This window comes from Streptomyces sp. NPDC007095 (assembly GCF_040634475.1).
Classification (GTDB): Bacteria; Actinomycetota; Actinomycetes; order Streptomycetales; family Streptomycetaceae; genus Streptomyces.
On record NZ_JBEYFS010000005.1, the window covers coordinates 1 to 6,150 of the forward strand.

A 6,150-nucleotide genomic window follows, 5' to 3' on the forward strand; every position below is an offset into this window, starting at 1 on the left:
GGTGCGGGCGCTTCGAAGCGCCCGCACCCGCCCTTTGTACGTGGACGCAGTCCCCTCAGCGGATCTTGCCCGCCGGTTCGGCGGGGTGCACCTGGCCCAGCTCCCGCTCGATCCGGTGACGGCTGACGATGGACTCGGCAATCTCGCCGCTGCGCACCGCGATGTTGGACAGCAGCGACGACGACAGTCCGTGCGTGTGCTCGGTTCCTCCCTGGAGGTAGATGCCGCCGGGCAGTTCGGGCCCAGTCACCAGACGGTAGTCGCGCTCCACCCGGAGGCGCCCGGCCTCGTCGCGCAGGCAGTACGGGGCGAGATCGCCCAGCACGCCGGCGGGCTCCATCCCGTGGTAGCCGGTGGCGAACACACAGAGGTCGACTTCCAGTTCGCGCCTCTCACCGTTCATCAGCAGGACGCGCGTCTCGTCACCCGCGCGCTTGACCTCGCCGACCCGGGTCAGATTGAGGAAGTGCAATCGCCTGGCTCCGTTCACTTCCTCGTCGTACGAGCGGCGGTAGAGATCCCTGATGACGTCGTCGTCGACGACTGAGTAGTTGGTGTTCTTGTGGTAGTCCCAGAACGCCTGCCGAGCCCGGTCCGTGCCAAAGAAGTAGTCGTCCACCGCGGCCGGATCGAATACCTGGTTGGCGAACGGAGTGTCATCGGCGAGGGCGTAGCCGTAGGACGGGATGACCGAGTACACCTGCGCGTGGGGAGCCGCGTCGTGGACGAACCGGGTGATCTCGGCGGCGCTCTGGCCCGCCCCGACGACCGCCACGGCCCTCAGGTCGACCGGCTTCAACCCGCGGAACCTCGTGAGGAATTCCGAGCTGTGCCACACCCGGTCGTCGCCGAGGACCCCTTCGGGCATGCGCGGGACCAACCCGGTCGAGACGACCACATTGCGTGCGCGGACCGAGCTCCGTTGCCGGCCCGCTCCCCCGGCCACCTCGATCTCCAGGTGTGCGGGCGCCCCGGCCCCCGTCCCCTGCCCGGACAGCCGGAGCCCCACAACTTCGCAGCCGTAGGACACCTGGTCGGTGAAGTTCGCCGCCACCCACTCCAGGTACCGGTGAAACTCCCGCCGGGTCGGAAAGAAAGTCTGGTTGTTGACAAATCCCGCCAGACGTCCAGATGCATGCAGATAAGCGACGAAGCTGTAGCGGGAGGCCGGGTTGCGAAAGGTGGCGATGTCCTTCAGGAAGGGTATCTGCATCGTCGCGGCCGGTAGCAGCATGTTCCGGTGCCAGCCGAACGCCTCCTGCCGCTCGAAGAAGGCCGCCGTGAGCGGCCTGTCCGAGGTGCTGGAATTGTGCTCCTGGATAGCCACAGCCAGCGACAGATTGGACGGCCCGAACCCGACTCCGACCACGTCGTACACTTCAGTCTCACGAGCACCCATGGGAAACCTCCCGCCAGCGCTGCCGCATCAGACAGCCACAATTGTGATCGGTCAATTCTCTTGCACCCGGAGGGTCCGGCTTGAAAACGCCATAAACTCTCGCGAGGCCGGGCAGAGATGAATTCTGAATCGCACCGCAGGACGGCCCCGCTCTCAACCTAGGGCGCTTGTCGTAATCCTTTCAAGAGCCCTTCGATTACGGCGCGTTGTCCCGCCGACAGGACGCCGGAGAATCCTTGGCCGGTCAGGACGCGGGGACGTGCCGCTGTGAATATCGGCCTCGCGTCAGACACCTTTCTCCGCGCTCTTCCTGGGAACCGGCAGTGGCCTGAGCTCCTCGTGGAATCCGAGGCGTTGAAGCAGCGGTCCCGTCATGAACGTGGTGACCAGCGCCATGACGACCATGGCGCTGAACAGACGGCTGTCCAGCACGCCGAGCCCCAGCCCCACGTTCAAGATGACCAGTTCGGTGAGCCCTCGGGCATTGAGCAGCACGCCGAGCATCATCGACTCGGCTCCCGAGGCGCCGGAAAGGCGTGCGGAACCGGCGGCCCCGACGAACTTCCCCGCGCACGCCACCAGGACGACGGCGACGGTCATGATCACACCGTGCCCACCGAGCCCGCCGAGGTCCACCGACAGCCCGGTCACGGTGAAGAAGACCGGCAGCAGGAAGAGACTGGTCTGCTCGATGCGCTCGGCGACCTGAGGGGCCTGCGCCTCGATGTGGTCGCGAGGCACCGCGGCGCCGAAGGCGAAGGCCCCGAAGACCGCGTGCAGACCGATCTCGTTGGTCGCCCAGGCAGACACCAGTAGTCCGGTGACGAGGATGGTGTGGATGAGGGAGCTGCCGGCCGCCCACGACCGCTCCGGAGCCATCAGCCAACGCAGCCCCGGACGCACGGCGTACAGGAGGATGACCAGGAACAGACCAGACTCCAGCACCATCCGTGCCAGCGGCCACAGTCCACTCGCGGTGGCGATGACCACGATCACCGCCAGCACGCACCAAGCGAGGAAGTCCTGGATGGCGGCGCATGCGAGCGCCATGGCGCCGATGCGGCTGCGTTGCATGCCGCCTTCGGCGATGATCCGGGCCAACACCGGGAACGCGGTGATCGACATCGCCGCCCCGAGGAAGAGCGCCGGGGCGAGCACACCATCGGTACTGAGCTGCGACTTGTCGTACCAGGGGAACAGGAGAATGGCGAGCCCGGCCCCCAGCGCGAACGGCAGCGCCACGGAACTGAGCGAGACCAAGGTGACCCGGCGGCCGGTCCCCCGGAGACGGGCGAAGTCCAGTTCGTAGCCGATGCCGAACATGAACAGGACTAGTCCGAGCTGCGAGAGCGCCTGAAGAATCGGCCGCGCGTCCGCCGGGAACAACGCTTCGACGGGGTCTCCCGGCAAGAGGCCCAGCAGGCTCGGCCCCAGGGCAAGACCGGCGATGATCTCCCCCATCACCGTGGGCTGCCGAATGCTCTTGGCAAGCCGGGCGAAGAGGAATGCCACGGCGAGGATCACGGCAAGTCCCGCGAGCATTTCCCCGGTGATGACATCGCCGGAGCGGGCGGCAATCAAAGAGTGGTCCAAAGTGATCAGCTCTCCCCATTCAGTGGCGCCCGCCGGACACGAACGGCAAACGGGCTCGACCGCAGAAGCTTTCCTAGCCTTCAATATCAGCCTCGGCCCGACTATTGCATGACAGAGAGGGAAAAAGCCGCCTCGGAGTAACCTCCATCATGTCCCGCTGACAGGACACACCAATAACCCGATCCGGCGGGCGGGCCACCTGCTACCGTTCGCCAAGTGAGGAAAGCAAACCAAAAGGAAAGGTGGCTGCCATGTTTGTACCTGACCCATATCGCGAACCGAACACCACGTGGATGGTTGACCTGATCCGTCGAAACCCGTTGGCCTTACTGACGACCAACGGCCCCGCCGAATGCGGGCCATTCGCCACGCATCTCCCAGTCATTCAGGATCCCGGCATGACCGCCGAGTGGTCAGCGGATCTGTCAGGCAGCCTTTTGCTCGGACACATGAATGCCCAGAACCCCCATTGGTCGGCGCTGCGTGACGGCGATTCGGTGCTGCTCGCCTTCACCGGCCCGCATGCCTATGTCTCCCCGACGGTGTACCAGAAAATCCCGGCCGCGCCTACGTGGAACTTCACGTCCGTCCATGTTCACGGCGTGATCGAGAAGATCGAATCCGAAGAGGAGACGCTGACCGTCGTTCGATCTACGGTCCGGGCCTTCGAGGAGGAATTCGGCACCGACTGGAACATGGAGGGGTCGGTCGACTATTTCCGCAAAATCCTCCCCGGCGTGGGGGCGTTCCGCATCACAGTGTCCCGAGCCGACGGCATGTTCAAACTCAGCCAGGAGCAAGAACCCCAGATCCGCGACCGCGTACGGCAGTCCTTCGCCCAGCGCAAATGCAGCCTGCACCGCGAAACGGCCGACCTCATGGGGCGGCTGCCGTAGCCAGGGGCGACGGCCGGTCGGTCCCGACGCAGGGTGGGGACCGACCCGGCGAGCAGCAGGTCAGGCACTGATCTCCGGCTGGTCCGCAAGGGTTTCCAGATTCTCCAAAGTCCGTTCCGCCTCGCCGTCGAGCGTCGCGAGGACCCATTTCTCGAGGTCGATACCCGAATGTTCCGCAGCTTTGTGCCACCGCCGGAAACGGTTGTCGGGCACCTCAAGGCGACGGGTGACATGGGGACGCTCACCACCGTTCACCTCACCCTCACGCGCACTCTGGACGGCCTGGCGCAGCTGCTTGGTGGTCCAATTCATCTGCTCGGCCTCGTCCAGCCAGCGCTCCTGCGCGTCCATCATGAGCGAGGCGACTTCGGCGTGGTGCTGAAAGCTTAGCCGAGCGCGCCGACGTCCGAATTCAAACCGCCGGGAGACCCAGGCATAGTTGCGTAACGTCTGATACTTGAGACCGGCCGCACGGATACCCCGCTCGTACCGGTCCGCATAATTGTCCTTTCCGTATACGAGCCAGTCACCGAGCCACCAGGAAGACGAGTCCACGATTCCCGCCAGTGTACGACCGGCGTGCTCCCAGGTCTCGAAGTTCAAACCGGGCGGTATCTGCAGGCCGACCCGTGTCGTTAACACCTCGCCTCCCTGCGCGGGGGCGTGAGCAATCCGCCTGCTCCCATGCTCGGATGCCGGCGCCCTTGCGGGAATGGAAATTCCGGGTGCCTTCATGTTACGGGTAATGCTCATGAACATGCCTCCATGTGACCGTGGTCAAGTCGAAGGAAACGCCGTGAACTGTTGCTCTCAAGGTCGATAGAAACGGTCATTGTCTCACTCACCCCAAGGGATCCCATACCCGATCAATGGCATATTCGAAACGCCCGCACAGCACTCTGACAGATGTCCTCATTCCCACTAAACCCCGCCATGGCCGGATGCACCGACTGGCCAGTATGCGACTCGCAGAGTGAGGCAGTCCTCTTCGAGGTTGGGCGTCAGTCAAACCCAACAGGCACAGCAGCAGCAAGGAACGCACTGTTGCCCGCTGCGACTTTTGCATGTTTATACAGCGTCGCAACTTGACGTTCCGGCCACATCCTGCAGGGGGTTCTTCCTTTCACCCGGGGGCTGTCACCGGAGCCGTCGTCGTCGAAGAACCGCAGTAGGTGCGGCGATTGACCGCCTCGCAGCACGCAGCCCGGTCCCACGCCGCCACCCGCCGGAGCGGAGCCATCCGCATCGATCTCCCGCCCGGCTGTCTCAAAGGGGTCGATGGGGGATCACCTCCCCTTGCACCCCCACATCCGTCCGCGGATGCTGTCCGAGTGCGAAAGGCACGCCGCCCGCGAGGGCCGGGCCCGTCGCATCAGCGGGACGCCACCCGCTCCTTGACGCCACACCCCCTGGCGACCGCCACCGGACTCCGGCAGGACCCACCACACGGACCCCGCCGAAAGGCCAGCATCCCAACCCTAAAAACCGTGATGACACAAATTTGTGCCATTTCAGCCATCGCTGCTACCATGGTCATGTGCCACATGACACGCAGTTGATATTCGCCGACCACCTGGGCCGCTTCTACGCCCGCCAGTACGGCTTTCCCCCGATGGCCGGCCGCCTGCTCGGGTACCTGTTCGTCTGCGACCCGCCCCAGCAGACGATCGACGAGCTGAGCGAAGCACTGCTGGCGAGCCGCAGTGCCATCACAGGCGCGGTCAAGCTCCTCGAGGGCTACCGGATGGCACGGCGAACACGCGTCGCAGGCGAGCGGGTGGACCGTGTGAGCCTAAACCCGGTGAGTCAGCAGCCACGGCACTTCGACTCCGCCGTACACGAGGAACACGCGGCGCTGTTTCGCGAGGGGCTGGAGTTGCTCGCCGATGCTCCGCCGGAGCGTCGCGCGCCCCTGGAGGAGATGATCGCGCTGGCCGAATTCCTCGCCGAGCGCCTGCCCGCACTCCTGGAAGAGTGGCACACCTATCGCGACGAGCTCCGCGCGTCGACGAGTCGGCCCACTCCAACCAAATAAACGCCCCCGTGCCGGGGGACGCCAGGCCCGGGCCGCCCAGCCCAGGGCAAGACCCATGGGAAGAGATTCCGTCGTGACCAACTCCGACATGTCCACGCTGCGGGAACGAGCCGCGAAAGGCGACGCCGACGCAACCGATCAACTCATCGAACTCGCCACCGAACGAGGCGACCTCGACGAACTCCGCCGCCTCGCCGACCAAGGCAACAACACAGCCGCCGACCAAC

At 65.1% G+C, this 6,150-nt stretch carries 5 protein-coding genes; 2 read left to right on the plus strand and 3 right to left on the minus strand.

What is annotated here, in order from left to right; genetic code table 11:
• Window positions 1-55 precede the first annotated feature (55 nt).
• A complete protein-coding gene (locus tag ABZ656_RS02925) occupies window positions 56-1,399 on the minus strand; it encodes a lysine N(6)-hydroxylase/L-ornithine N(5)-oxygenase family protein (protein WP_101407781.1) in 1,344 nt (447 codons plus the stop codon).
• Between the two features lie 285 nt (window positions 1,400-1,684).
• Window positions 1,685-2,992 carry a cation:proton antiporter gene (locus ABZ656_RS02930; protein WP_360263893.1) on the minus strand — a complete coding sequence of 436 codons (1,308 nt, stop codon included), beginning with the start codon at window positions 2,990-2,992 and terminating at the stop codon, window positions 1,685-1,687.
• A 251-nt stretch (window positions 2,993-3,243) separates the two neighbouring features.
• Here ABZ656_RS02930 and ABZ656_RS02935 point away from each other — a divergent pair, with 251 nt between their 5' ends.
• The gene (locus ABZ656_RS02935) at window positions 3,244-3,888 is read left to right on the plus strand and encodes an FMN-binding negative transcriptional regulator (protein ID WP_101407782.1); all 645 of its coding nucleotides are present in this window, start codon (window positions 3,244-3,246) and stop codon (window positions 3,886-3,888) included.
• A 60-nt stretch (window positions 3,889-3,948) separates the two neighbouring features.
• Here ABZ656_RS02935 and ABZ656_RS02940 read toward each other — a convergent pair whose 3' ends face one another.
• Complete coding sequence (locus ABZ656_RS02940; protein WP_180362721.1) at window positions 3,949-4,641, minus strand: LmbU family transcriptional regulator; 693 nt, start codon at window positions 4,639-4,641, stop codon at window positions 3,949-3,951.
• A gap of 784 nt (window positions 4,642-5,425) precedes the next feature.
• Here ABZ656_RS02940 and ABZ656_RS02945 point away from each other — a divergent pair.
• Entirely contained in the window at window positions 5,426-5,923 is a 498-nt protein-coding gene (locus ABZ656_RS02945) for a MarR family transcriptional regulator (RefSeq protein ID WP_101407784.1), read from the plus strand.
• Window positions 5,924-6,150: the final 227 nt, after the last annotated feature.